Source organism: Massilia putida (assembly GCF_001941825.1).
Lineage (GTDB): Bacteria > Pseudomonadota > Gammaproteobacteria > Burkholderiales > Burkholderiaceae_D > Telluria > Telluria putida.
The window spans coordinates 2270069-2296082 of the sequence record NZ_CP019038.1 but is presented as its reverse complement, the minus strand read 5'-3'; the positions used below and the strand labels follow the sequence as shown (position 1 = coordinate 2296082).

22 protein-coding genes are annotated in these 26014 nt (G+C 66.5%); 12 read left to right on the top strand and 10 right to left on the bottom strand.

Annotation, left to right across the window (positions count from 1 at the left end; all coding sequences use genetic code 11):
• Nucleotides 1-77: 77 nt before the first annotated feature.
• From BVG12_RS12500 to BVG12_RS12480, 5 genes are all read right to left on the bottom strand, one after another.
• On the bottom strand, nt 78-1061 hold the full coding sequence (locus tag BVG12_RS12500) for a glycosyltransferase (protein WP_075796332.1): 984 nt from the start codon (nt 1059-1061) through the stop codon (nt 78-80).
• 11 nt (nt 1062-1072) lie between these two features.
• Nucleotides 1073-2212, bottom strand: a complete 1140-nt coding sequence (locus BVG12_RS12495) for a DegT/DnrJ/EryC1/StrS family aminotransferase (RefSeq protein WP_075792668.1) — start codon at nt 2210-2212, stop codon at nt 1073-1075.
• A gap of 122 nt (nt 2213-2334) precedes the next feature.
• Nucleotides 2335-2709: a DMT family transporter gene (locus BVG12_RS12490; protein WP_075792667.1), complete on the bottom strand. Its 375-nt coding sequence runs from the start codon at nt 2707-2709 to the stop codon at nt 2335-2337.
• Between the two features lie 6 nt (nt 2710-2715).
• On the bottom strand, nt 2716-4386 hold the full coding sequence (locus BVG12_RS12485) for a glycosyltransferase family 39 protein (protein WP_075792666.1): 1671 nt from the start codon (nt 4384-4386) through the stop codon (nt 2716-2718).
• Complete coding sequence (locus BVG12_RS12480; RefSeq protein WP_075792665.1) at nt 4383-4781, bottom strand: Mth938-like domain-containing protein; 399 nt, start codon at nt 4779-4781, stop codon at nt 4383-4385. The genes BVG12_RS12485 and BVG12_RS12480 overlap by 4 nt, the downstream gene beginning before the upstream one ends.
• A 304-nt stretch (nt 4782-5085) precedes the next feature.
• On the opposite strand from BVG12_RS12480, the gene BVG12_RS12475 reads away from it, so the two are divergent.
• Nucleotides 5086-6312: a pyridoxal phosphate-dependent aminotransferase gene (locus BVG12_RS12475; RefSeq protein WP_075792664.1), complete on the top strand. Its 1227-nt coding sequence runs from the start codon at nt 5086-5088 to the stop codon at nt 6310-6312.
• A 20-nt stretch (nt 6313-6332) separates the two neighbouring features.
• Nucleotides 6333-7652 carry a homoserine dehydrogenase gene (locus BVG12_RS12470; RefSeq protein ID WP_075792663.1) on the top strand — a complete coding sequence of 440 codons (1320 nt, stop codon included), beginning with the start codon at nt 6333-6335 and terminating at the stop codon, nt 7650-7652.
• Between the two features lie 52 nt (nt 7653-7704).
• Here the strand turns inward: BVG12_RS12470 and BVG12_RS12465 are convergent, their stop codons facing one another.
• The 3 genes from BVG12_RS12465 to BVG12_RS12455 form a co-directional block, all read right to left on the bottom strand.
• Nucleotides 7705-7917 (bottom strand): hypothetical protein, encoded by a 213-nt coding sequence (locus BVG12_RS12465; protein WP_075792662.1) that lies wholly within the window; start codon nt 7915-7917, stop codon nt 7705-7707.
• A 215-nt stretch (nt 7918-8132) separates the two neighbouring features.
• Entirely contained in the window at nt 8133-9416 is a 1284-nt protein-coding gene (locus BVG12_RS12460; protein ID WP_075792661.1) for a Glu/Leu/Phe/Val family dehydrogenase, read from the bottom strand.
• A gap of 100 nt (nt 9417-9516) precedes the next feature.
• The gene (locus tag BVG12_RS12455; RefSeq protein ID WP_075792660.1) at nt 9517-10443 is read right to left on the bottom strand and encodes a LysR substrate-binding domain-containing protein; all 927 of its coding nucleotides are present in this window, start codon (nt 10441-10443) and stop codon (nt 9517-9519) included.
• Between the two features lie 313 nt (nt 10444-10756).
• Between BVG12_RS12455 and BVG12_RS12450 the strand changes: the two genes are divergently transcribed.
• The 4 genes from BVG12_RS12450 to BVG12_RS12435 are packed head-to-tail and all read left to right on the top strand — an operon-like array spanning nt 10757 to nt 16314.
• Complete coding sequence (locus tag BVG12_RS12450) at nt 10757-12028, top strand: dicarboxylate/amino acid:cation symporter (protein WP_075796331.1); 1272 nt, start codon at nt 10757-10759, stop codon at nt 12026-12028.
• 37 nt (nt 12029-12065) lie between these two features.
• Entirely contained in the window at nt 12066-13061 is a 996-nt protein-coding gene (locus BVG12_RS12445; RefSeq protein WP_075792659.1) for a porin, read from the top strand.
• A 29-nt stretch (nt 13062-13090) separates the two neighbouring features.
• The gene (locus BVG12_RS12440; protein ID WP_075792658.1) at nt 13091-14956 is read left to right on the top strand and encodes a sensor histidine kinase; all 1866 of its coding nucleotides are present in this window, start codon (nt 13091-13093) and stop codon (nt 14954-14956) included.
• A gap of 8 nt (nt 14957-14964) precedes the next feature.
• Nucleotides 14965-16314, top strand: coding sequence for a sigma-54-dependent transcriptional regulator (locus tag BVG12_RS12435; RefSeq protein ID WP_075792657.1), 1350 nt, complete (start codon nt 14965-14967; stop codon nt 16312-16314).
• Nucleotides 16315-16369: 55 nt separating this feature from the next.
• Here BVG12_RS12435 and BVG12_RS12430 read toward each other — a convergent pair whose 3' ends face one another.
• Both BVG12_RS12430 and BVG12_RS12425 read right to left on the bottom strand, forming a co-directional pair.
• The gene (locus BVG12_RS12430; protein WP_075792656.1) at nt 16370-17851 is read right to left on the bottom strand and encodes a sensor histidine kinase; all 1482 of its coding nucleotides are present in this window, start codon (nt 17849-17851) and stop codon (nt 16370-16372) included.
• Nucleotides 17852-17859: 8 nt separating this feature from the next.
• The gene (locus BVG12_RS12425; RefSeq protein WP_075792655.1) at nt 17860-18558 is read right to left on the bottom strand and encodes a response regulator; all 699 of its coding nucleotides are present in this window, start codon (nt 18556-18558) and stop codon (nt 17860-17862) included.
• Between the two features lie 175 nt (nt 18559-18733).
• Here BVG12_RS12425 and BVG12_RS12420 point away from each other — a divergent pair, with 175 nt between their 5' ends.
• From BVG12_RS12420 to BVG12_RS12395, 6 genes are all read left to right on the top strand, one after another.
• Entirely contained in the window at nt 18734-19789 is a 1056-nt protein-coding gene (locus BVG12_RS12420) for a porin (RefSeq protein ID WP_075792654.1), read from the top strand.
• A 24-nt stretch (nt 19790-19813) separates the two neighbouring features.
• Nucleotides 19814-20776 carry a tripartite tricarboxylate transporter substrate binding protein gene (locus tag BVG12_RS12415; protein ID WP_075792653.1) on the top strand — a complete coding sequence of 321 codons (963 nt, stop codon included), beginning with the start codon at nt 19814-19816 and terminating at the stop codon, nt 20774-20776.
• 20 nt (nt 20777-20796) lie between these two features.
• Nucleotides 20797-21903, top strand: a complete 1107-nt coding sequence (locus tag BVG12_RS12410; protein ID WP_075792652.1) for an ABC transporter substrate-binding protein — start codon at nt 20797-20799, stop codon at nt 21901-21903.
• A 94-nt stretch (nt 21904-21997) separates the two neighbouring features.
• Nucleotides 21998-23797 carry an ABC transporter permease gene (locus tag BVG12_RS12405; RefSeq protein ID WP_156895846.1) on the top strand — a complete coding sequence of 600 codons (1800 nt, stop codon included), beginning with the start codon at nt 21998-22000 and terminating at the stop codon, nt 23795-23797.
• Between the two features lie 19 nt (nt 23798-23816).
• On the top strand, nt 23817-24890 hold the full coding sequence (locus BVG12_RS12400; RefSeq protein ID WP_075792651.1) for an ABC transporter ATP-binding protein: 1074 nt from the start codon (nt 23817-23819) through the stop codon (nt 24888-24890).
• An 11-nt stretch (nt 24891-24901) separates the two neighbouring features.
• Nucleotides 24902-25927, top strand: a complete 1026-nt coding sequence (locus BVG12_RS12395) for an AbrB family transcriptional regulator (RefSeq protein ID WP_075792650.1) — start codon at nt 24902-24904, stop codon at nt 25925-25927.
• Nucleotides 25928-26014: the final 87 nt, after the last annotated feature.

The following is a 26014-nucleotide window of genomic DNA, read 5'->3' as shown; positions in this document are numbered from 1 at the left end:
GACAGAAATCGGCTCAGCATGGATCCCCGCGTTCGCGGGGATGACGGGCCTTGAATTGTGCGGTAACGCGAGCGAAATCAGCGCACGACCTGCCGCTTTTCGAACCCGTCGGTGTCGGCCAGTTCCGCCGGCACGCCCTGCAGGATCGTCGCGACGACGTAGCGCGGCCGTGCGCGCACCTGCTGGTAGATGCGGCCCACGTATTCGCCCACGAGGCCGATCCCGAACAGGATCACGCCCATGAAGAAGAACGCGATCGCGAACAGCGTGAACACGCCCTCGGCCTCGGCGCCCAGCAGGAAGCGGCGCACGACGAGGATCATCACGAGCAGCGCGGACAGCAGCGACAAGGTCATGCCCAGCAGCGAGAACATCTGCAGCGGCACGAGCGAGAAGCCCGTCATCAGGTCGAAGTTCAGGCGAATGAGGCTGTACAGCGAATACTTCGATTCGCCCGCCGCGCGCTCCTCGTGCTCGACGACGATCTCCGTCGGCTTGCGCGAGAATTTATACGCGAGCGCCGGCACGAAGGTGTTCACTTCGCCGCACTGGTTGACGAGGTCGATCACGTTGCGGCCGTAGGCGCGCAGCATATTGCCCTGGTCGGTGATATGGATGTTCGTGATGCGCTCGCGCACGCGGTTCATCGCCTTCGACGCCACCGTGCGCCACGCGGAATCCTGGCGCTTGCGGCGGATCGAGCCCACGTAGTCGTAGCCCTCGCGCATCTTGGCGATCAGCTTGTGGATCTCTTCCGGCGGGTTCTGCAGGTCGGCGTCGAGCGTGATGACGATCTGGCCGCGCGTCTGCTCGAAGCCCGCGAGGATCGCCATGTGCTGGCCGTAGTTGCCGTTGAAGAGGACGACGCGCGTCACGTCCGGGCGCTTGCGGTACTGCTCCGCGAGGATCGCCACCGAGTTGTCGCGGCTGCCGTCGTTGACGAAGATGACTTCGTACGGCAGACCCAGCGCGTCCATCGCCGGATACAGGCGCGCGAACAGGTTCGCGAGGCCCGCTTCTTCGTTATAGACCGGAATGACGACCGAGACTTCCGGCTTCATCGCCTGCGCCGTCATTTCGCCAGCACCGCTTTGACTGCGGCCACGGCGCGCTCGACGTCGGCGATGGTCATCGCATTGAACATCGGCAGCGTCACGGTCAGGCGGCCGATCTTCTCGGCGACGGGGAACATCCCTTCCTTGAAGCCGCGCTCGCGGTACAAGGTGAACAGGTGGATCGGCGCGTAGTGATAGCCGGTGCCGATATTGTGTTCCTTCTGCATGCGGGTCATGAAGTCGGCGCGCGTACCCGGGCCGTTGTCCGGCAGGATGATCTGGAACAGGTGCCAGTTGCTCGTGCCGAAGGCCTGGACCGGCAGCTGGGCGCCGGTCGTCTCTTCGAAATCGGGACCGAAGCAGTCGAAGTAGTGACGGGCCAGCGCGGCGCGGTGCGCCGTCAGCTTGTCCAGATTCTTCATCTGGCCCAGGCCGATGGTGGCCATGATGTCACTCATATTGTATTTGCCGCCCAGGACGTCGACGTCGATGCCGTCCACGCCGCTGCGCGTCACGCCCTGCAGGCGGTATTTTTCGGCCAGGCGCGCTTCTTCCAGATTGTTCAGCACCAGGCAGCCGCCCTCGCCCGTCGTGATGTTCTTGTTGGCCTGGAAGCTGAACGACGCGAAGTCACCGAACGAGCCGATGCGCTTGCCGTTCCACAGCGCGCCGATGGCTTGCGCGGCATCCTCGACGACGCGCAGCTTGTGCTTGTTCGCGATGGCGTACAGGCGGTCCATGTCCATCGGCAGGCCGGACAGATAGACGGGGATGATGGCGCGGGTACGCGGGGTGATCGCGGCTTCCAGCTTGTCCAGGTCCAGGTTGCGCGTGACCGGATCGATGTCGGCGAACACCGGGGTCGCGCCCACTTCGATGATCACGTTGGCGGTGGCCGGCCACGAGATCGGCGTCGTGATCACTTCGTCGCCCGGGCCGATGCCGGCGATGCGCAGCGCGATCTCCATCGTGCAGGTGCCGGAATTGAAGGTGCGTACCGGACGGCCGCCAAAGTATTCGGACAGCAGCGCCTCGAATGCCTGGTTCTTCGGTCCGGTCGTGATCCAGCCGGAGCGGAGCACCTCGCCGACGGCGGCGATGGTCTCTTCGTCGATGGTGGGCCGGGAAAAGGGCAGGAAGGGCAGCTCGGCAGTCATGGGAAGCTCGTTATTCTCTCGGTAAAGATGTCATCCATGGCGCGCCATCGTGCGGCATGCCAGGGTGAATATGTTTATGCAGACAAAGCTGTCATTGTAGCAGCGCGCCGTCCTGCGCCGTATTACGTTCTCGCCAGCAATACGACGCCGACGATAATGACGCCGATGGCCACGAGGCGCTGCGGCGAGACAGCTTCCCCCAGAAACATCCACGCGCCGAAGGCCGACACGACGTAGCCGAGCGACAGCATCGGGTACGCGATCGTCACGTCGGTGCGCGACAGGCCGATGATCCACACGATGAGCGACAGGCCGTAGCAGGCCAGGCCGCCCACGATCGGCAGCTGGGTAAAGACCTTGACGAGGGTCTGGAACCAGGTCGCCATGGTGAGGTGGATGGCGCCGCCGAGGGCGTTCGTGCCCGCTTTCAGCAGCAGCTGGGCACAGGCGTTCAGCAGGACGCCGGAAATGATGAAGGCAAACGTGGTGAGGTTCATGAGGCCCTATTTAAAATTCGCGATGACGGTGCGGCGGGAGTCCGCCGCCACGATGCGCAGCATGACGCCCTGGCGCTGCAGGTCGGCGGCGATTTCCGGACGGGTGATCGCCACGTCGTGCCTGCCTTCCGCCGCATCCGCGCGCCACTGGGCGACGAACGCGGGCATCGCCGGGATCGCGAGTTCCGGTTGCTGCTGCAGGCCGAAGTCGAATTCGTCGCGGTAGTCGACGAGGATCACGGGACGGCGCAGATAAAAGGTCAGCGACTGTTCATAGATGCCGACCGAATAGACTTTCACGGCCGGATCCGCGGCGCCGGCGGCCTTCAGGGCGGGCAGCAGGTTGACGCCCGCGCGCACCTGGCCGATCGGCTCGAAGCCGACGAGCAGCAGCTCCGTGCCGGCGAATCCGGCGACGGCCAGCACGACGACGAACAGGTCGCGCAGCATCTGGCGCGCGTACAGCATGGCGAGGCAGCCGCCGATCAGCAGCACGAGGCCCGCCGCCAGCACCCACGGCTGATACGCGGCGTACAGCACGTCCTCGCCCGCATGCTTGGCCAGCTTCTGCATGAACGGGACGGTGGCCAGGAAGCCCACGCCCAGCAGCGCCGTGAGGCCGGCCGTGACCATGCGGCCGCGGCGCGTGCCGCTGTCCAGGTAGTGCGCCACCAGCAGCGCGACGGCGGGGAACACGGGCAGGATGTAGCCGGGCAGCTTGGAATTCGACTTCGTGAAGAACAGGACGATGAACGCGACCCACACGAGCAGCATCAGGCGCGGACGGAACCTCGTCGTTTCGCCGTTGCCGCGCGCGCCGGCGACGAGGCTTTGCACGAGCACGCCGACCCACGGCACGCTGCCCGCGGCCAGCAGGGCGAAGAAGACCCACCATGCCGCCTCGCGGTGGTGTTCCTTCTTCAGGAAGCGGTCGAAGTGTTCGTGGATGAAAAAGAAGTGCGGCTGTTCCGGATTCTTCATCCCGACCAGCACGAACCACGGCGCGGCGATCGCGAAGAAGACGATCAAGCCCTTCACCAGATGCAGGCGCTTCCAGATCGCCCAGTCGCGCGAAAAAATCGTGTAGAACACCAGCACGCCGCCCGGCAGCAGCAGGCCGATGAGGCCCTTGGCCAGCACGGACAGCGCCATCCCGGCCCAGCAGGCCAGCATCCAGTTGCGCCGTTCCGAATCGCTGGCGTCGTCGCGCTGGGCGATGAGCAGGGCGCACAGCGCCAGCGTCATCATGCCGGACAAGCCCATGTCGAGCGAATCGATCTGGCTGCACGCGACCCAGTAGAATGAGGAACCCAGCACCAGCGCGGCATAGAAGCCCACACGCGCGCCGAACACACGCGTGCCGGCAAAGCCCGTCAGCACGACGCCGAACAGGCCGCACAGGCCCGTCCACAGGCGCGCCTGCCAGTCGCCGAGGCCGAACAGGGCGAACGACAGGGCGTTCATCCAGGTCTGCAGCGGGGGTTTTTCGAAATACTTGATGCCGTTCAGGCGCGTCGTGATCCAGTCGCCGCTGGCGAACATCTCGCGCGCCATCTCGGCGTAGCGGCCTTCGTCCGGCGGCACGAGCGTGCGCGCGCCCAGTACATACAGGAGGACGACGGCAAAGGCGATCAGCAGGGTCCAGGCGAGGGTCTTGTTCCGGTGCAGGTCGTTCATTCGGCCTTCGCGCCCTCGTCGTTGGCGTCGATGATCAGCGCGAGGGTGACCTTGCGGCCTTCGCCCATCAGGATGTTGTAGGTGCGGCAGGCGGCGTGGCTGTCCATGCTCTCGACGCCGATGCGCAGATTCGACAGGCTGGCGACGAGGCGCGGGTGCACGAAGCGCTGGCGCTCGCCCGTGCCGAGGATGACGACGTCCGGCTTGTCCGCGGCGATGGCGTCGAAATGGCCGGTTTGCAGGTCCTCGAAGCGCGTCACGGGCCACGGGCGCGGCGCAACCTCGGGCATCACCAGCACGCTGTAGTCGAAGCGCTGGGCGTTGATCTCGACGCCGGATTGGTCGTAGCCGGTGACCGTCTGGTATTTTTCGGTGCTGCTGGAATGTAGCTTCATGATGGAAAAGCCGGGAGATGACAGGCACAGGGCGCGTATTGTAACTGGTTTCCACCACGTCCCAGCAATGGCGGGTTGCTTAATCCTTGCGCTTTGGGCAGAATGGAATTTTTCGCATTGCAACAACCGGGGCGTCGATAAACCTACTGCGCGTTGCATTTTTGTCCGGGCCGCATAGGATGCGATGCTGGCCGTACTTGAGTACGGCTGCGCTTCTTGGACAAAACTGCTGCCGCTCGCTACGGTTTTTCGAGGCCCCCGATGGGTACTGATGCGTTCAGCCATAAATTTCCAGGGTGATATTTTGCGACCGATTTTGAAATCCAACAAGCTCGACGACGTCTGCTACGAGATCCGGGGCCCGGCGCTGCAGATCGCGCGCCAGATGGAGGAAGACGGCCACAAGATCATCAAGCTGAACATCGGCAACCTGGCCGTGTTCGGCTTCGATCCGCCGGACGAGATCGTGCAGGACATGATCCGCAACATGCAGAGCTCGGCCGGCTACACGGATTCCAAAGGCATGTTTGCACCGCGCAAAGCGGTGATGCACTACACCCAGGAAAAGAACATCCGCGGCGTCGGCATCGACGACATCTACCTGGGCAACGGCGCCTCCGAACTGATCGTGATGGCCATGCAGGGCCTGTTGAACAGCGGCGACGAAGTGCTCGTGCCCGCGCCGGACTATCCGCTGTGGACGGCGGCCGTCAGCCTGGCCGGCGGCAACCCGGTGCACTATATCTGCGACGAGCAGGCCGGCTGGCTGCCCGACATCGACGACATGCGCAAGAAGATCACGCCGAACACGCGCGCGATCGTCGTCATCAACCCGAACAACCCGACCGGCGCGCTGTATTCGCGCGACGTGCTGCTGGAAATCGTCGAACTGGCGCGCCAGCACCAGCTGATCGTCTACGCCGACGAAATCTACGACAAGACGCTGTACGACGGCGAGGAACACGTGTCGCTCGCCTCGCTGGCCGACGACGTCCTGTTCGTCACGCTGAACGGCCTGTCGAAGAACTACCGTTCGTGCGGCTACCGCGCCGGCTGGATGGTCGTGTCCGGCGAGAAGCGCCATGCGAAGGACTATATCGACGGCCTGAACATCCTCGCCTCGATGCGCCTGTGCGCCAACGCGCCGGGCCAGTACGCGATCCAGACCGCCCTCGGCGGCTACCAGAGCATCGCCGACCTCGTCGCCCCCGGCGGCCGCCTCACGCGCCAGCGCGACCTGGCCCACCAACTCCTGACCGATATCCCGGGCGTTACCTGCGTCAAGCCAAAAGCGGCGCTGTACATGTTCCCACGCCTCGACCCCAAGATCTACCCGATCGCCGATGACCAGCAATTTATCTGTGAGCTGTTGTCCGAGGAAAAAGTCCTGCTGGTGCAAGGCACCGGCTTCAACTGGAAGACGCCGGACCATTTCCGCCTGGTCTTCCTTCCCAATTCCGACGACCTGACGGACGCGTGCACCCGCATCGCCCGCTTCCTCGACGGCTACCGGCGCCGCCACGCGCGCTGAGAACGACAGATTACACGCATATGAAACCCATCAAAGCAGGCTTGCTCGGCCTCGGCACCGTCGGTGCCGGCACCTACCACGTCCTTCAACGTAACCAGGAAGAAATCCGCCGCCGCGCCGGCCGCGGCATCGAAGTGGCCATGGTCGCCGTCCGCAACCTCGAGCGCGCCAAGCGCATCGTGGGCAGCGAGGTGGAGGTCGTGGCCGACCCGTTCGCCGTCGTGAACAACCCGGACATCGACATCGTCGTCGAACTGATCGGCGGCTACGACCTGACGCGCGAACTGGTGTTGCAGGCCATCGCCAACGGCAAGCACGTCGTCACCGCCAACAAGGCGCTGCTCGCGCTGCACGGCAACGAGATCTTCGAAGCGGCCCAGGCCAAGGGCGTGATGGTGGCGTTCGAGGCGGCCGTCGCCGGCGGCATCCCGATCATCAAGGCGCTGCGCGAAGGCCTGTCGGCCAACCGCATCGAATCCGTGGCCGGCATCATCAACGGCACGACGAACTTCATCCTGTCCGAGATGCGCGACAAGGGCCTGGACTTCGCCACCGTGCTGAAGCAGGCGCAGGAGCTGGGCTATGCGGAAGCGGATCCGACCTTCGACATCGAAGGCGTGGACGCGGCGCACAAGCTGACCATCATGTCCGCCATCGCGTTCGGCATCCCGGTGCAGTTCGGCAGCGCGCACATCGAGGGCATCAGCCAGCTGCAGGCCGTCGACCTGCGCTACGCCGAACAGCTGGGCTACCGCATCAAGCTCCTGGGCATCACCCGCCGCACGACGGTCGACGGCAAGGAAGGCATCGAACTGCGCGTGCACCCGACCCTGGTGCCGGGCGCGCGCCTGATCGCCAACGTCGAAGGCGCGATGAATGCCGTGCTCGTGCAGGCCGACGCCGTCGGCGCCACGCTGTACTACGGCAAGGGCGCCGGCGCCGAGCCGACCGCTTCCGCCGTCATCGCCGACCTGATCGACGTGACCCGCCTGGCGACCGCCGACCCGTACTCGCGCGTGCCGCACCTGGCGTTCCAGCCGACGGAACTGGCCGACGTGCCGATCCTGCCGATGGAAGAGATCCGCACCAGCTACTATCTGCGCGTGACCGTGCAGGACCAGTTGGGCGTGATGGCCGACCTGACCCGCATCCTGGCCGACGCCGGCATCTCGATCGACGCCGTGCTGCAAAAGGAGCCGGGCGAAAAGGCGCGCACGGACATCGTCATCATCACCCACCAGACCCGCGAAAAATACGTCAACGCCGCGATCGCCAAGATCGAGCACCTGGCGACGACCGTGGGCAAGGTGGTGCGCATCCGCCTGGAAAGCCTGGGCTGATCCTCGCCGCTCGATCGAAGCCGCCCGCGGGCGGCTTTTTTGTTTGCGCGCGTCATGGTGCCATGCGCCAGCGCCGCGCCAGCGGCATCGGCGGCAGGCAGGCGATGCCGAGGAAGCCGTCGGCGAATTCGTCCACGCAGCGCCGGGGCAGGGTGCTGGGCGCATGCAGGGGAACGGTGATGAGCGCCTGCAGGCGGCGCTCGACTTGATCGAACAGCGCGTCGTCCGCGGCCGGCGTCAGGGGAGGGGTGTCGGGAGTTTTCATCCGCGCATTTTACCTGTGCTGCGACGCACAAGAATCGTGTCCGGATGCATGTTTGTGGTCGCTCAAATTCTACGGAATTTGCTGCAACGCATGCTTATCTGCGCGCAATGTGCGACAAAAAATAGATTTTTTTGAGGTCGCGTGGCGTCGTACCGTCGGGCGCGCCACGCGCTCCCGGTAGGGCGGGCACCCTGTGCCCACCCGACGCGGCCTGATTACGGATAGAGGCCGCGCACTTCGCGCGCCTGCAGGATGCGCGTGCAGGCCACGATGAAGGTCGCGGTGCGCAGCGTGACCTTCTTCTCCTGCGCGACATCCCACACGGCGCCGAACGCGCTCTGCATGATACGGGTCAGGCGGGCATTGATCTCGTCTTCCGTCCAGAAGAAGCTCGAGAAGTCCTGCACCCATTCGAAGTACGACACCGTGACGCCGCCCGCGTTGGCCAGCACGTCCGGCACGACGAGGACGTCCTTGTCCGTCAGGATGTCGTCGGCTTCCGGCGTCGTCGGGCCGTTCGCGCCTTCCAGGATGATCTTCGTGCGCAGCCGCCGTGCGACCTCCGGCGTGATCTGCCGTTCCAGCGCGGCCGGGATCAGGATGTCCGATTCGATGTCCCAGAACGCGTCGCGGTCCAGCGTCGCATCGGCAAAGGGGAAGCCCTTCACGCCGCCCGCTTCGGCCACGTGGGCGTGCAGTCGGGCGACATCGAGGCCGCCTTCGCGCACGATGGTGCCGGTGTGGTCCTGCACGGCGACGATCTTCGCACCCGCGTCCGCGAAGATGGTGGCCGCGGTGCCGCCGACGTTGCCGAAGCCCTGGATCGCGACACGCGCACCGGCGATCGCGACGCCGCGCCGCCTGGCGGCTTCCTGGCCGACGACGAACACGCCGCGGCCGGTCGCCTCGCGGCGTCCCAGCGAACCGCCGAGCGAGACCGGCTTGCCCGTCACGACGCCGGTCGACAGGTTCCCTTCGATCATGGCGTACGAATCCATCATCCAGGCCATGACCTGTTCGTTGGTGTTCACGTCCGGCGCGGGGATGTCCTTCGTCGGGCCGATCAGCATGCTGATCTCGCTCGTGTAGCGGCGCGTGAGGCGCTGCAGCTCGCCCTTCGACAGCGTGGCCGGATCGACGCGGATGCCGCCCTTGGCCCCGCCGTACGGCACGTTGACGGCCGCGTTCTTCACCGACATCCAGGCGGAGAGGGCCATCACTTCCGACAGCGTCACGTCCTGGTGGAAGCGCACGCCGCCCTTGCCCGGGCCGCGCGACAGATTGTGCTGGACGCGGTAGCCCTCGAAGTGGGCGATGGTGCCGTCGTCGCGTTCGATCGGGACGTCCACGGTCAGGATCCGTTTCGGACGTTTCAGCGTCTCGACCCAGCGCGACAGGCTGCCCAGGTGCGGGGTGACGCGGTCGACCTGTTGCAGGTATTGGCCCCAGGGGCCGAGGTCGTCGGGGTTGAGATAGGACGGGATGTAGTCGTGGCTCATGGCAGGTCTCCGGTGTGTGATTCAAGGCTGAGCGCATCATAGGATGGGCTGCCGGCGCCTGGCCAATGCTGCTTGCGCATGCGGTTATGCGCAAAAAGCATCACGTGGATGAAGGGTGCGCGACGAGGAAGTCCCACAACGCCGCGACGATAGGCTTGCCGGGCCGCGCGTCGGAAGGGCGTTCGCGATACAGCCGGATCTCCATCTCGATCTCCCAGCCGCCCGGATCGCTGGCCCGTGCCAGCAGCCCTTGCCCGACCTCGCGCGTGACCGCCGATTCGGGCAGGAAGGCGATACCGTGGCCGTCCAGCGCCATCATCTTGAGGCCTTCGGCCATGTCGGTCTCGTAGCGTTTGTCGAAGTGCAGACCGGGTTTCGCGTCGGCGAGGATCAGGTCCACCATCCGCCCGAGATAGGCGTTCGTCGTGTAGGAGAGGAACGGCAGCGGCGCGTCCTTGCGGCCGGGCAGCCGGTATTCCGGTTCGCCGTCCGCGCCGCAGCGGGCGTACGCGCACAACGCTTCGCGCCCCATCAGCAGCATGTCGTAGCGGCCCGGGTCGAGCTGCACCGGCTGGCGCGGGTGGTGATAGCACAGCAGCAGGTCGCAGCCGCCTTCGACCAGCTGCAGCACCGCGTCATGCACGTTGAGGGCGATGAGCCGGCTGTTGATCGGCGCGAAGTCGCGTTCCAGCGCGGCGAGCCACTTCGGCACGAACGTGAGCGACAGCGTGTGCGGGACGGCCAGGTCGATGGTCTTCGTCGCCGCGGCGCGGTTATTGCGCAGCATCTCGCGGACCCCGTTGATCTGGCCCAGCATCTCCAGCGCCTGTTCGTAGAACACCATGCCGGCCGGCGTGACGCGGGTCGGGAACGTGGTCCGGTCGATCAGGTCGGTGCCGAGCCAGTTTTCCAGCGAGCGGATGCGGCGCGAGAACGCCGGCTGCGTCACATGCCGCAGCTGGGCCGAGCGGCTGAAGTTCTTGGTTTCGACCAGTGAAATGAAATCTTCCAGCCATTTGGTTTCCATGCCGCGTCCTACGCTGTTGAATCATCGCGGCATTGTAAGGCCATTTATTGCCCGCCATGCGGCGGCCGTTCGGGCGCCCGATGGCGATTCCAGTTTTTCATACGGACCCCTCCCGGAGCGTCCAGGAACTTGGACGGTTTAAGCCGCCGAAAATTAGTTGCTCAAATAAAAGACGTTTTGAATCAGTGGATTACAAGAAAAATCTCCTGCCGATCTCTCTGGCATGCGGCTTGCTGTTGTGCATATACCCGGTTCCCGCCGGGTCACGACAACACGCGGCGTCATTCATAACGCCGCGATCTTGGAGATCAAATTGAAAACGAAGCGTCCCCTGACCCTGTACATCCTGATCGCGATGGTACTGGGCGCCGCAGTCGGCTATGGCTGCCATGAAACCGTCGCCGACAAACAGCTCAGTGCCGACATCGCGGCACATATTTCCATCGTCACCGACGTGTTCCTCCGGTTGATCAAGATGATCATCTCGCTGCTGGTCTTCTCGACGCTGACCGTCGGCATCGCCCACATGGGGGACGGCCGCGCGGCCGGCCGCATCGGCCTGAAAGCCATGGCCTGGTTCGTGATCGCCTCGCTGACGTCGCTGACGCTGGGCATGGTGCTGTCGAACGCGATGCAGCTGGGGGCCCACCTCAACCTGCCGCTGCCGCCGGCCGACGCCACCACCGGCCTGAAAACGGCCGCCTTCACGCTCAAGGACTTCGTCGTCCACCTGGTGCCGAAGTCGCCGATGGAAGCCATGGCCAACAACGAGATCCTGCAAGTGCTCGTGTTCGCCCTGTTCTTCGGCGGCGCGCTGGGCGCGCTGGGCCAATCCGCCGCCGGCCTCACCGCCGTCATCGACCAGCTGGCGCAGGTGATGCTGCGCATTACCGGCGTCGTCATGAACATGGCGCCGCTGGCCGTGTTCGCGGCGATGGCGTCCATCATCACCACCAGCGGCCTGGGCATCCTGCTCACGTTCGCGAAGTTCATGGGCGGCTTCTACCTCGGCCTCCTGTGCCTGTGGCTGCTGCTGATCCTGGGCGGATCCTTTTTCATCGGCAAGCGCGTGCTGCGCCTGCTGGCGCTGATCCGCGAACCGTTCCTGCTCGCGTTTTCCACGGCCAGCTCGGAAGCCGCGTATCCCAAGCTGTTGCTGGCGCTGGACCAGTTCGGCGTGCAGCGCAAGATTTCCAGCTTCGTGCTGCCGATGGGGTATTCGTTCAACCTCGACGGCTCGATGATGTACTGCACCTTCGCCGTGCTGTTCATCACCCAGGCGTACGGCATCGACCTGTCGCTGGGCACGCAGATCACCATGCTGCTGCTGCTGATGCTCACCTCCAAGGGCATGGCCGGCGTGCCGCGCGCATCGCTGGTCGTGATCGCCGCGACCCTCAACCAATTCCACATCCCCGAAGCGGGCCTGCTGCTGCTGATGGGCATCGACCAGTTCCTCGACATGGGGCGCTCGGCCACCAATGCCGTCGGCAACGCCATCGCCACGGCCGTCGTCGCCAATTGGGAAGGCGCGCTGGAAGAAACGCCGCAGCAAGTGGCACCCGTCGCCGCGCAAGTCGGCTGATCGCACATAAACAAACAAACCACTAACGGAGACTCGATTGAAATATCGCTATCTCGCCGGCGCATGCGCGCTCGGCCTGTCCGCCGCCTGCGCCCAGGCGCAAACTTCGGTGAAGATCTATGGCGTCGCCGACGCCGGCATCGTGCTGGAACGCGGCGGCCCGTCCGGATCAAGCCAGAACGTCAGCAGCGGCGTGGCCTCCGGCTCGCGGCTGGGCTTCAAGGGCACGGAAGACCTGGGCGGCGGCATGAGCGCCTTCTTCGTGCTGGAAAACGGCATCAACATGGATACCGGCAAGGCGGGGCAGGGCGGCTTGCTGTTCGGCCGCCAGGCCCTCGTCGGATTGAGCGGCGCGGCCGGCTCGATCAGCCTCGGCCGCCAGTACGCCCCGTACTACAAGGTCGTGCGCGACATCGTCGACCCGTTCTGCACGGGCCTCGCCGGCAATGCGCAGAACATCTTCCCGACCTTCACCCGGGTCGACAATTCGGTCGAGTACCAGTCGCCCAAGTGGAACGGCCTGTCGGCCGACGTGCTGTACGGTGTCGGCGAAGCGGCCGGCGACGCCGCGAAGAACCGCAGCATCGGCGCGTCCGCCACCTACGACGCCGGTCCGCTGACCCTCGTGCTGGCGCACCACCAGCAAGGCGACGCGACCGGCACCGCGCACAACCGCCACACCATGCTGGCCGGCCGCTACCGCTTCGGCATCGTGACGGCCCACGCGGCCTATGCGCGCAACCGCGACGTGCTGGGCAACGCCAGCCGCGATGCCTTGCTGGGCGTCGCCGTGCAGGCCGGCGCCGGACGGGTGCTCGCCTCGCTGGCCGCCCATCGCGACGACTTCGGCCGCGAAGCGCACGCGCTCCAGGGCGCGATCGGCTATGAGTACAGCCTGAGCAAACGCACCGACCTGTACACGGCCTATGGCCATATCATCAACCGCGACGGCGCCGCCTACCGCGTCGGCAATGCCACCGATGCCGGCTCCGGCACCACCGGCATCAACCTTGGAGTGCGTCATGTGTTTTAATCGCACAACGTAAACATTCCAGGACCGCCATGCCAGCAGCCGTACCCTCCGTCACCCCGCGCCAGGCCGGCCGCTGGCCGCGCCGGCGGCTGGCGCTATGGGGCGCGCTGCTGCTCGTGTGCCTGGCGCTGGCGGCCGTCGCCTATCGTTATGCCGAGGATGCCGCGATCGATCGCTTGCGGCTGTCCGGGGCGCAACGCCTGGACACGTACACGGCCAGCCTGGAGCACCTGCTGTCCAAATACGACTTCCTGCCCGGCACGTTCGAACTGAACAAGGACGTCATCGCCCTGCTGCGCCGGCCCGGCGACGAAGCGCTGCGGACGGAAGTCAACACCTACCTGGAGCGCGTCAACCGCATGGCCGGTTCGACCAGCATCTATATCGTCAACCTGCGGGGCGTGACGCAGGCCTCCAGCAACTGGCGCACGCCCGACAGCTACGTCGGCGATTACGTGGCCTTCCGGCCCTATGTGCGCGACGCGCTGCGCGGCGTGCCGGGCGGCTTCTACGGCGTCGGTACCACGCGTGGCGAGCCGGGTTATTATTTTGCCCAAGGCATTTATCAGGACGGCACCATGCTGGGCGTGGCGACCGTCAAGGTCAATATCGAAAGCCTGGAGGCGAGCTGGGCCGACGCCGGCGGCAAGGTCTTGCTCAGCGATGCGCACGGCGTGGTGTTTCTCAGCTCCGTGCCGCAATGGAAATACCGCACGTTGGCGCCGCTGACGCCGGCCGTGCAGAAAGAAGTGGAACAGTCGCGCCAATACTTTTCCCATGCACTCGTGCCGCTGGGCCTGCGCGAGGTGCGCCGGCTCGACAGCCGCGCGCGCATCGTCACCGGACCGCCGCCCGCCGTCGGTCCCATGCTGAGCCAGGCGCGCGCGCTGGCGCGGCGCAACTGGCAGATGGTCTATTTGTCCGACCTCGCGCCGGCCCGCGCCAGCGCCCGCGCCGCGGCGCTGCTGACGGTGCTGTCGGAAGCGCTCGCCATCATGCTGGTGCTGTACGCGCGCCAGCGCCACCGCCTCGGCCGGCAGCGGAAGCGTGCGCGCGAGGATTTGCAGCGCGCCTACGATCAGCTGGAAAACCTGGTGACCGAGCGCACCGCCAGCCTGCGCAAGATGACGCGCGACCTGCGCGACGAAAACACCGTGCGTCGGCAGGCCGAGCAGCAGCTGCGCAAGGCGCAGAGCGAATTGGTCCAGGCAGGCAAGATGGCGGTGCTGGGGCAGCTGTCGGCCGGCATCACGCACGAACTGAACCAGCCGCTGACGGCGCTGCGCACGATGTCGGACAACGCCCGCGTGCTGATCGAGCGGGGCCGGCTCGATGACGCGCGCAACAACCTGGCGACGATCTCGCAACTGGTCGAGCGCATGGGCCTCCTGACCGGACAGCTGCGCCAGTTCGCGCGCAAGTCCGACACGATGCCGAGCGCGGTCGCCGTGGCGGACGCGGTCACGGCCGCGCTCTTCCTCGTCGAGCGCCGCATCGCGCAGGAGCGCGTCGGCTTTCGCATGGCGACGCATCCCCGCGACCTGTATGCGCTGTGCGACAGCAACCGCCTGCAGCAGGTTCTCGTGAACCTGTTCAGCAACGCGCTCGACGCGATGGAGATGGCGGGCAGTTCGCCGCGCCAGCTCGTCGTGGACGCCGGGCTCGACGGCGCGCGGGTCCGCATCACCGTGACCGACAGCGGTCCCGGCATTCCCGAAGAAATCCGCACGCAATTATTCGAACCCTTCTTTACCACCAAGCCGCAGGGCAAAGGGCTGGGCCTGGGCCTGGCCATCTCCGAGCAGATCGTGCGCGAGTTCGGCGGCCAGCTGCGGGCCGAGTCGCCACCCGAAGGCGGCGCCCGGTTCATCATCGATCTGCCCCGGGCGGAGTAGGAGCAACCATGTCACCATACGAATCCATGAAAGTCCTGCTCGTGGAAGACGACGCCGTCGTCCGCGCAGGCAGCGCGCAGGCGCTCGACCTGGCCGGCTTCCAGGTCGACGCGTTCGACGCCGCCGAGCCGGCGCTGGCGGGGGTGGCGCCCGGCTTTGCCGGCGTCATCGTCAGCGACGTGCGCCTGCCCGGCATGAGCGGCCTCGAACTGATGGCCGCGGTCAAGGCCATCGATGCGCAGGTGCCGGTGATCCTGGTGACCGGCCACGGCGACATTTCGATGGCGGTGGGCGCGATGCGCGGCGGCGCCTACGATTTCATCGCCAAGCCGTATTCATCGGAACAGCTGGTCGAGGCCGTGCAGCGCGCGCTGGAAACGCGGCGCCTGATCCTGGAGGTCGAAACGCTGCGCCACCGCATCGCGAACGGCGAAGGGATCGAGGCCATGCTGCTGGGCGATTCGGCCCCCATGCGCGACCTGCGCCGCCTGATCCTGGACCTGGCCGACGAATCGGCCGATGTGCTGATCTACGGCGAAACCGGCACCGGCAAGGAGATGGTGGCGCGCTGCCTGCACCAGTTCAGCCACCGCCGCGCGCACCAGTTCGTCGCCCTCAACTGCGGCGCGATCCCGGAAAACATCTTCGAGAGCGAAGTGTTCGGCCACGAGCCGGGCGCCTTCACCGGCGCGACCAAGCGCCAGGTCGGCAAGATCGAGCACGCCCACAAAGGCTCGCTGTTCCTCGACGAAGTCGAAAGCCTGCCGCTGAATTTGCAGGTGAAGCTGTTGCGCGTGCTGCAGGAGCGCTACGTCGAGCGGCTCGGCTCGAACAATCCCGTCCCGGTGGACGTGCGCGTGATCGCCGCGTCCAAGGTCGACCTGAAGGAATGGTCCGACCAGCAGAAATTCCGCAGCGACCTGTACTACCGGCTGAACCTGATCGTGCTGAACCTGCCGCCGTTGCGCGAGCGGCGCGAGGACATTCCGCTGTTGTTCGAGCACTTCATGCTGGGCGCGGCGGCGCGCTACAAGCGCGGCGTGCCCACGGTGCCGGGGCCGCTGATGCAATCGTTGATGGCGCACGACTGGCCGGGCAACGTGCGCGAGCTGCGCAATATCGCCGAGCGCTTCGTGCTGGGCCTGTCCAGCGGCGCGGACGGCCTGCTGGCCGCGCGCACGGCGGCGCCGGTGCCCCTGGCCGACCAGGTCGGCGCGTTCGAGCGCGCCGTCATCGAGCAGGAATTGCGCCGGGCGGGCGGCAGCGTCGTGGACGTCGCCGCCACGCTGGGCGTGCCGAAGCAGACGTTGTATTACAAGATGCAGAAGTACGGGCTGACGCCGGAGGATTATCGGTGACGGTGGCGTAACGCAAACGTCACGCGTGGGCACCCCGTGCTCACCATCGCATATGTCACGGCACCGCGAACGTGACGCTGACCTTCAGCCCGCGCCCGCCCTCCGCGCGGTCGAGGGCGAGCGTCGCGCCGTGCACGGTCGCGATATCGCGCACGATGGCCAGCCCGAGCCCCGTGCCGCCCGGATTGCTCTCCAGCGCCGTTTGCGCACGGTAGAACGGCATGAACACCTTGTCGTATTCGGACGGGTCGAGCCCTGGCCCGCTGTCCTGCACGTCGAGCACGACCCTGCCTACCAGCCGCCGCACGCGCAGCAGCACGATGCCGCCCGGCGGCGTGTAGCGGATCGCGTTGTCGACCAGGTTGCTCACCAGTTCGTGCAGCAGCAGCGCCTGGCCCGCGATCGTCGTCGCGCCGTCGTCTTCCGCTTCCAGCGCCAGGTCGATGCCTTTCTGGACGGCGGGCAGGGCCAGTTCCAGTCCCACCTGGCGCGCCACGTCGGACAGCACGACGGGCGCCAGCGCGGCGTTCGCGCCGCCATGCTCGATGCGGGCGAGCGTCAGCAGGCGGTTGGCCAGGTGGACCGTGGAATCGGTCGTCGCCGCGATCGAGCGCACGATGGCCTGCATCGCGGCCGGATCGTTTTCGCGCAGGGCCAGCTCGGCCTGGGTCTTCAGCACGGTCAGCGGCGTGCGCAGCTGGTGCGACGCGTCGGCGATGAAGCGGCGCTGGCTCGCGATCAGGTTCTGCATCCGCGCCATCGTGCCGTTCATCGCGGCCACCAGCGGGCGCACTTCGCGGTGCACGAGGGCTTCGTCGACGTCGGACAGGTCGGAGATCGCGCGCGTCTCCACGACCTGCTTCAATCGCATCAGCGGCTGCAGCACGAGCCGCACCGCGAACCACACCAGCGTGGCGACGGCCAGCACGAGCAGCGCCTGGCGCCACAGGGTATTGAACAGGATGCGCCGCGACAGCGCGCGGCGCGCGTCGAGCGTCTCGCCCACCTGGATCAGCGCGATGCCGCGCATGGAATCGTCGTACACGGGCTGCAGCAGTGCGGCGATGCGTACCGGTTCGCCGTTGTAGTCGGCGTGATAAAACCGCACGAGGGCCGGATACAGTTCCGAGCGGGGCGTGTTCTTCGGCACGGGCGGCAGGTCGTCGTAGCCGGACACCGTCTCGCCGTGCAGGCCGCCCACGCGGTAGTAGATGCGGCCCAGCGTATCGGTCTCGAAGCTGTCCAGTGCCACATAGGGCACGTCCGCAACGACCTTGCCGTCGCGGACCGACACCCGCTCCGCCAGCGCGCGCGTGGACGCGAGCAGCGAACGGTCGTACGCGATGTCGGCGGCGTCGAGCGCGTCGCGGTACAGCGACACGGCGTTGGCCGCCACGAGGATCACGAGGGGCACGATCAGCCAGCGCAGCAGCTGGTTGCGCAGGCTGCCCAATGGCGCGGGAATGTCTTCTCCGGCCGCGCGCCGGCGCGGCCACAGGCGCGCCAGCAGCGGGATCGATGCGGAGACGGACGGCATCGCGGGATTCAGGACCCGGCGGGCGGCCGTTCCTGCAGCAGATAGCCGATGCCGCGCAGCGTGGCGATGGCGGCGCCGCCGTCGGGGCGCTTGTCCAGCTTCTTGCGCACCCGGTGGATGTACAGTTCGATGGCGTCGAGGTTGGCGTCGTCGTCCAGCGCGAACACGTCGTCGAACAGCTTTTCTTTCGACAGCGCGCGGCCCGGACGCGAAATGAGCGCTTCCAGCACGGCGTGCTCGCGCGGCGTGAGCGCCAGCGGCTCGCCGCAGTAGGTGAACATGCGCGCGACGGTGTCGAAACTGAGTTGCCCGCAGCGGTGCACGACGGCCTCGTTGCCGACGCTCCTCCGCAACAAGGCTTTCACGCGCGCTTCCAGTTCCGCCAGCTCGAACGGCTTGGCGAGGTAGTCGTCGGCGCCCAGGTTCAGGCCCTGCACGCGTTCTTCCAGGCCGCCGCGCGCCGTCAGGATCATCACCGGCGTGCGCCCGCGCGTGCCGCCGCGCGCGCGCAGGCGGCGCAGCACTTCCAGGCCGTCCATGCGCGGCAAGGTGAGGTCCAGGATCACGAGCGCGTAGTCCTGGGTGTGCAGCAGCGCGTCGGCATCGGCGCCCGTGGCGGCGCATTCGACGGTGAGATTGGCGTCGCGCAGGGCTTTGGATACCCAGTGGGACAGCTCGACATGGTCTTCGACTAACAGGATTCGCATCGCATCAGTGTAAGCGCAAAGGGCGCGCGCCGAAAGCGCCGTGGCTGCGATGCTACGTGTTTTCCACAATGCAGATATTGAAAGGTTCAGTGAAAGCTGATTGAAAGCTAAGCGACCCTATCCTTGGTCTCACGAGGCGGCAAACGACCGCATTGATGACAACAACGGAGACACTATGAAGAAATCGGCCCTCGCGCTTGCCGTCCTGGCAGCGCTTTCCCTGAACGCATCCGCACAGACCAACGTCCAGATCTACGGCATCATGGACGCCGGCGTCGAGTACGTGAACCACGCCGCCGCCAACGACGGCAGCCAGGTGCGCGTGATCTCGGGCGGCAAGAACACGTCGCGCTGGGGTTTCCGGGGCACCGAGGATCTGGGTAACGGCCTGAAGGCGGTATTCAACCTGGAAGGCGGCATCCTGATGGATACCGGCGCCCAGGACGGCAACCTGTTCAAGCGCCAGGCCAACGTCGGCCTCGAAGGCGGCTTCGGCCAGGTCCTGCTCGGCCGTTCGTTCACGACGACCTATGACTTGGTCATCAAGTTCGACCCGATGGGCTTCGCGCCAAACTATTCGTGGGCGACGAGCGGCAGCGCCACCGGCCCGTCGAAGTACGGCATGACGACCGCGTTCGACAACCTGATCAAGTACACGGGTCACACCGGCGGCTTCACCTACGGCGCCACCGTCGGCCTGGGCGAACAGGCCGGCAACAGCGCCGATAGCCGCAAGTATGCGGTCGGCGGTTCGTGGTTCGGCAGCGGCGTCGGCCTGATGGCGGCGTACGAACAGGTCAACGGCAACACGGTGGCCGCCACCGGCAACCGCGACAAGACGACCGCCTTCCACCTCGGCGCCGACTACAAGGCGGGCCCGATGCGCTACACCGCCGGCATGCGCGGCTACAAGCTCCAATCGGGCAAGGCCAATACGGCGGACGTGAAGGGCGACACGTACTGGGGCGGCGCCACCTACGAGGTCTACCCCTGGACCCTGACGGGCGCGGTCTACCACGTCAACACGAAGAACCTGCCGGCCGCGAAGGACGCGGATCCGACGATGTACGTGGCGCGCGCCATGTACTCGCTGTCCAAGCGCACCTGGCTGTACGTGGCGGCCGCGCACGCGAAGGCCGACCACGGCCAGCTCGTGGGCCTGTCGCGTGACGATCCGGGCTTCGCGACCACGCAGACCGGCATCACCACCGGCATCCAGCACCGGTTCTGATCCACGACCCGCGGCCGCAACATCATGAAGCGCGCCATCCACCTCCTGGCCGCCGCGGCGCTGTTCGCGGCCTCGCTGGCCGCGTCGGCGGCATCCGCCGGCGCCGAATGCGTGGTCCCGTCCAAACCCGGCGGGGCCATGGACCTGACGTGCAAGCTGGCCCAAAAGGCCTTGCCTGACGCGAAACTCAAGCTGGCCTACCTGCCGGGCGGGATCGGCGCCGTCGCGTGGCACACCCTCGTGTCGCAGCGGCGCGCCGAGCCGGACACCCTCGTCGCGTTCTCGGGCGGTTCGCTGCTCAACCTCGCCGAGGGCAAGTTCGGCAAGGCGACGGCGGACGACGTGCGCTGGGTCGCGGCGCTCGGTGTCGACTATGGGATGGTGGCGGTGCGCGCCGATTCGCCCTGGCACAGCCTCGGCGAATTGATGGATGCGATCAAGCGCGATCCGCAGCAGGTCTTGATCGGCGTGTCCGGCACCATCGGCAGCCAGGACTGGATGAAGATCGCGCTGCTGGCGCGCCAGGCCGGCATCGAGCCACGCCGCCTGCGCTTCGTCGCGCTGGAAGGCGGCGGCGAGACGTTCACGGCGATGAGCGCCAACTACGTGCAGGTGATTTCGGGCGACGCCTCGGAAGCGGTGCTGTATGCCGGTCCCGGCAAGGTGCGCGTGCTGGCCGTGCTGTCCGAACGGCGCCTGCCGGGCGTGCTGGCGGCGGTGCCGACAGCGCGCGAACAAGGCTACGACATCGTGTGGCCCGTGATCCGCGGCGTGTGGATGGGGCCCGACGTGCCGGATGCCGATTACCGCCGCTGGGTCGGCGCCTTCGCCCGCATGCAGGCGACACAAGACTTCGCGCAGCTGCGGCTGACCGCCGGCCTGTATCCCTTCTCGCTCACGGGCGACGCCCTCAAGCGCTGGGTCAAGCAGGCCATCATGGATTACAACCGACAGGCCAGGGAATTCAACCTGGTCCGCGAACACTGACAACACCCCAGGAGACAACCATGAATTTCAAGATCAAGAAGACCGCAGTCGCCATCGCCATCGCCGCCACCGCTTTTTCGCTGACCGCGCAGGTGCAGGCGGAGGTCCCGGCCGGCTATCCCGCCGCCTACCAGCAACTGATCGACGGCGCCAAGAAGGAAGGCAAGCTGGTGATCTACGGCGCCACCGACAGCAAGGCCGCGGCGCCGCTGATCAAGGACTTCAACACGCTGTACCCGGGCATCACGGTCGAGTACAACGACATGAACTCGACCGAAGTCTATAACCGCTTCATCTCCGAAAACGCGGCCGGCGGCGACACGGCCGACGTGCTGTGGTCCTCCGCGATGGACCTGCAGATGAAGCTGGCCGCGGGCGGCTACGCGATGGCGTACAAATCCGTCGAATCGTCCAAGATCCCCGGCTGGGCCGTGTGGAAGGACACGGCGTACGGCACCACCTTCGAGCCGGCCGCCTTCGTCTACAACAAGCGTCTGCTGAAGCCCGAGGAAGTTCCGCAGACCCACGCGGACTTCGTGCGCATCATCCAGCAGCCCAAGTTCCTGGACAAGGTCACGACGTACGACATCGAGAAGTCCGGCGTTGGTTTCATGTTCATGACGCAGGACGAGCACGACTTCCCGCAATTCAAACAGCTGGAACAGGCGTTCGGCGCGGCCAAGGTGCGCGTGCAGTCGTCGACCGGCACCATGCTGGAGCGGATCTCGTCGGGCGAAAACCTGATCGGCTACAACGTGCTCGGTTCGTACGCGATGGTGCGCGCCAAGACCGACCCGTCGCTGGGCGTCGTGCTGCCGAAGGACTACACCTTGATCATCTCGCGCGTCCAGTTCATCAACAAGGCGAGCAAGCACCCGAACGCGGCCAAGCTGTGGATCGACTACATGCTGTCGCAGCGCGGCCAGACGATCGTCGCTAACGGCGCCAAGCTGTACGCGATCCGCGCCGACGTCACGGGCGAAACGACGTCGAGTGACCTGATCAAGCAGGTGGGCGAGAAGAACGTCCGTCCGCTGCCGGTCAGCCCGGCCGTGGCGGAGTACCTCGATCCGGCCATCCGCATGGCCTTCCTGAAGGAGTGGAAGGCGACTGCGGGCAAGAAGTAAGTCGCTTACTCGTCGTCCTCGCGAAAGCGAGGACGACGGCAGCAAGTGACCGCCGGATTCAAATCGATCGGATATTCCCATGCCTACTTCAACCATGCCACTGGAAACCAAGGGCGCCGACGGCACCGGCAGCCTGCCGGCCGTGCGCGCACCGCGCTTCAACTGGACGCGCGGCGTCGTCGTGCTGCTGACCTGCGTGGCCATTTTCCTGCCGCTGTTCCTGGTCTTCTACCAGAGCTTCCTGACGGCGCCGTTCTTCATGCCCGACAAGATGCTCGGGCTGGACGCCTTCCGTTTCATTTTCGACGACGCCGACTTCTGGCTCGCTTTCAAGAACGGCATGCTGCTGGCTTCCGGCCTGGCCGCCATCGCCGTGCCGCTGGGCGGCATGCTCGCCTTCCTGATGGTCCGCACCGACCTGCCGGGCCGCGGTTGGATCGCGCCGTTGCTGCTCGTGCCGATCTTCGTGTCGCCCATGGTGATGGGCTTCGGCTACGTCGTCTCGATGGGCCCCGTGGGCTTCTACTCGACGTGGATGCACGAACTGCTCGGCTTCATCCCGTGGAACGTGTATTCGTTCACCAGCATCGTCGTCATCGCCGGCCTCACGCACGTGCCGCACGTGTACCTGTACGCCTCGTCCGCACTGAAGAGCCTCGGCTCCGACGTGGAGGAAGCGGCGCGCGTCTCGGGCGCCTCGCCGTGGCAGGTGATGTTCAACGTGTCGCTGCCGATGATCATGCCGGCACTCGCGTATGCGGGCGTCCTCGTGTTCTTCCTCGGCTTCGAAGTGTTCGGCCTCGTGCTCGTGCTGGGCGACCCGGAAGGCCACCTCGTGCTCGCCACGTACCTGTACAAGCTGACCAATAAGCTCGGCACGCCGTCGTACCACCTCATGGCCGCCGTCGCCGTGTGCCTCGTCGCCGTGACCCTGCCGCTCGTGATGCTGCAGCGCTGGCTGCTCAAGTCGGCCAACAAATACGTCTCGATCAAGGGCAAGGGCGCGCGCCAGAAGCCGCTCGCCCTGGGCAAGTGGAAGTGGGCCGCGCTGGCCGTGCTGGGCGCCTGGATCCTCGTGACCATCGTGCTGCCGCTGTCCGGCATCGTGCTGCGCTCGTTCGTCGAGTACTGGGGCGAGGGCGTCAAGCTGGCCGACGTGCTCACGCTGCAGCACTTCCGCGACATCTTCGAGCAGCCGTCGCTCGTGCGCGGCATCGTCAACACGATCCTGATCGGCGTGATCGGCGGCGCGCTCGCCGTGGCCTGCTACACCGCGATCGCGCTGGCCATGCACCGCAAGAACGACGGCGTCACGCGCCTGCTGGACTACAGCGTGCTCGTGCCGCGCGCCGTGCCGGGCCTGCTGGCCGGCTTGTCGTTCCTGTGGGTGTTCCTGTTCGTGCCGAGCTGGCTGGACGGCCTCCTGCACGGCATGGACAACAGTGTCGCCGCGTGGCTGTCGGAGCACTTCATCCCGCAACTGCGCCAGCTGCGCTCGACGATCTTCGCGCTGTGGCTCGCGTACTCCGTCGTGTGGCTCGCGTACGGCATGCGCCTCGTGTCGACGTCGCTGCTGCAGGTCGGCCCGGAACTGGAAGAGGCGGCCCGTGCCGTGGGCGCGAGCCGCGGCCGCGTCACCCGCGACGTGACGCTCCCCCTGATCAAGTTCGGCATGCTGGGCGCCTGGCTGATGGTGTTCCTGATCTTCGAACGCGAATACTCGACGGGCGTGTACCTGCTGTCGCCCGGCACCGAGGTGATCGGCGCGATGCTCGTGTCGCTGTGGGCGGGCGGCTCGACGGACCTCGTGGCCGCGCTCTCGTTCATCAACATCACGCTCGTGGCCATCGGCCTGGGCATCGCGCTGCGCTTCGGCGTCAAGTTGCACAATTAATTCAATGCGAGACAACATCATGAACGTTTTGACCGTCAACGACCTGCATCTCGACTACGGCCATGGCGCCACCGCCAACCCGATCCTGAAGGGCGTGTCGATGCACCTGCAGCGCGGCGAAGTCGTGGCGCTGCTGGGCCCTTCGGGCAGCGGCAAGACCACGCTGCTGCGCGCCGTGGCCGGCCTGGAAAGTCCGAAGTCGGGCACGATCGACATCGGCGAGCGCCGCGTGTTCGACGGCAGCAAGAAGCTGGAACTGCCGGCCGAGGCGCGCAACCTGGGCCTCGTGTTCCAGTCGTACGCGCTGTGGCCGCACAAGACCGTGTTCGACAACGTCGCCTACGGCCTCAAGCTGCGCAAGATGACCGCGCGCGACATCGAGCCGAAAGTGCGCGAGGTGCTCGCGCAGCTGGGCCTCGGCCACCTGGGCGAACGCTTCCCGCACCAGCTCTCGGGCGGTCAGCAGCAGCGCGTGGCGATCGCCCGCGCGCTGGTCTACAACCCGCCCGTCATCCTGCTCGACGAGCCGCTGTCGAACCTCGACGCCAAGCTGCGCGAAGAAGCGAGAGCGTTCCTGCGCGAGCTGATCGTGCGCCTGGGCCTGTCGGCGCTGATGGTCACGCATGACCAGGCCGAGGCGATGGCGATCTCGGACCGCATCCTCCTGCTCAACAACGGCAAGATCGAGCAGCAGGGCACGCCGCAATCGATGTACGAATCGCCGGACACGCTGTTCACCGCGGAGTTCATGGGCAGTAACAACCGCCTGCCGGCTAGAGTCGTCGCACGCAACGGCGTCGCGGCGCGCGTGCAGGTGGAAGGCATGGCGCTGAACGCGACGGCGCGCGGCACCGGCGCGTCCGATCCGGACATCGACGCGTCCGCGCTGATCCGCGTCGAAGAAGTGCGTATCGGCCGCGAGCCGGTGGAGAACGGCATCAAGCTGCCCCTGTCGACCTGCATGTACCTGGGCGACCGCTGGGAATGCCTGTTCAAGCACGGCAACGCGAGCGTGCGCGCCTATTCGAAGCACCGCGTCGACCCGGGCAATTACTGGCTCGAGATGCCGGCCGAGAAGCTCTGGGTGTTCTGATCAAGCTGTCGATGTTCGCCCCCGCGCTCGCGCTGGCGTTCGCGGCGGCGCAGCTCTGCATCTTCCTCGACACGCCGCTGCCGTGGATGATCGGCCCCCTGTTCTCCACCGCGCTCGCCTGCATGCTGGGCGCGCGGCTGGCCGCGCCCGTGCAGGCGCGCGAAGCGGGGCAGTGGGCCATCGGCACGGCCCTCGGCCTGTACTTCAGCGCCCCCGTGCTGGCGGCGCTGGCCCGTAACCTCGGCTGGATCGCGCTCGCTGTCTCCTTCGCCATCTGCCTCGGCATGGCCGGCGGCGCGCTGCTGCGCCGCCTGTCCGGCAGCGACGACGCGACGGCCTTCTTCGCCATGGCCGTCGGCGGCGCGTCCGAGATGGCCGTGCAGGCCGAGCGCCATGGCGCCGTCGTCGAAAAGGTGGCGGCCGCGCACAGCCTGCGCATCATGATGGTCGTCGGCAGCATTCCCTTCGCGGTGCGCTGGATCGCCGCCCACGGCTGGGGCGCCGGCCTGGATTCGTTCGCGCCGCTGGCCGGCCGCGTCGACGTCGCCGGCCTGTGCGTGCTCATCGCCCTGACGGCCAGCGCCGCGCTGGCACTCAAACGCCTGCGCCTGCCGAACGCCTGGGTGATCGGGCCCCTCATCGTGGCGATGATGCTGACGGCGGCCGGCGTGCAGCTCTCGCGCCTGCCGGAATGGATGATCCGCACGGGCCAGCTGTTCATCGGCGTCTCGCTCGGCACGCGCTTCACGCCGCGTTTCGTCCACACCGCGCCGCGCTACCTGGCCAGCGTGGCCGCGTGCACGTGCGTGACCTTGCTGCTCGCCGGCCTGTTCGCGTTCTGCGTGGCGTGCATCACGGGCCTGCATCCCGGGACGATGGTGCTGGCCACGTCGCCGGGCGGCATCGCGGAGATGGCGCTGACGGCCCGCGTGCTGCACCTGGGCGTGCCCGTCGTGACGGCGTTCCACGTCGCGCGGATGGTCGTCGTGGTGCTCGGGATCGGGCCGCTGTACCGGGCGTGGATGCGGATCAGGTGACGCCGGGCGCGACTTGGTCGTGGATGGTCGCGGATTTGGCGTATCCGGGTAGCGGAATGCGCGACCATTGATTCACGCCCAGCAACA